Source organism: Halobacillus sp. BBL2006 (assembly GCF_000786645.1).
Lineage (GTDB): Bacteria > Bacillota > Bacilli > Bacillales > Halobacillaceae > Halobacillus.
Genome location: NZ_JRNX01000165.1, coordinates 1 through 1,054 on the forward strand (window position 1 = coordinate 1; position 1,054 = coordinate 1,054).

1 protein-coding gene is annotated in these 1,054 nt (G+C 46.0%); it reads right to left on the minus strand.

Annotated elements, in window-relative coordinates:
- Positions 1-1,054: sugar porter family MFS transporter (locus LD39_RS05940; RefSeq protein WP_035543947.1), on the minus strand; the 1,054-nt coding region annotated here is incomplete at both ends.

Here is a 1,054-nt window from a genome sequence, read left to right on the forward strand (position 1 = left end):
GTAAGTCACGCTCAATCTCTTCAAGGCTTCTACCCTTCGTTTCAGGAACGAATTTAGCGACAAATAGAAACGCCAGTACGCCGATAGCCGCAAAGATGACAAAGACCCAGGCGGTACCGATAGCCCCGAGCAAGATTGGGAAAAATAACGAAACGATTAAATTGGCGGCAGATAAGAGTAGTGTGGTAAAGCCGGTGGCCGCTCCTCTTGCCTTCGTCGGGAAGAGTTCAGGCAGCATCACCCAAACGACAGGTCCCCATGTAGCTGAGAAGAAAATGATAAATAATCCTAGAAAAACGACTGTCAGCCACGCAACACTTGTCGTAAGTTCCGTTGTAAACAGGATCGTAGCCAATACAGCAAGACTTGTTACCATACCCACATTCCCGATCAAAAGTAATTTCTTTCTTCCTAGTTTATCAATCGTAGCAATCGCCACCAGCGTCATAAGAACATTCAGAATACCAATACCCACGGTCCCTAAAATTGAAGCAGAGTCCCCAAGACCGGCTTTTGTGAAAATCGTCGGCGCATAGTAAATGACGGCGTTGATGCCGATGAATTGCTGGAAAACAGCAATCCCACTGCCGACAATCAGCATCGGGCGGACCCATTTTGATTTCAGGACATCCCACGTACTTTCTTTTTCCGCTTCGATTTTTTTCATCTGTTTGATTTCATTGTCAATTTCGCTTTGTTTTCTAGTGAGACCCATAACTTTCCGTGCTTCTTTTTCACGATTCTGTTTAAGTAACCATTTTGGACTCTCTGGCATGAATAAGACACCGATCATCAAAACAATGGCCGGAACCGAGGCAAGTCCGAGCATCCAGCGCCACCCTTCGATAGGGGTAAAAGCGTAGTTGACAAAATAGGCAAGCACAATCCCGATCGTGATCATGAGCTGATTTAAGGAAGCAAGAGCCCCCCTCGAGTCTGTAGGCGCCATTTCTGATAAGTATACAGGTACAATGGCCGTTGAACCGCCAACTGCAAGACCTAAAATCACGCGTCCAGTAACAAGAATCGAAACATTAGGAGAAAACGCCAAAAC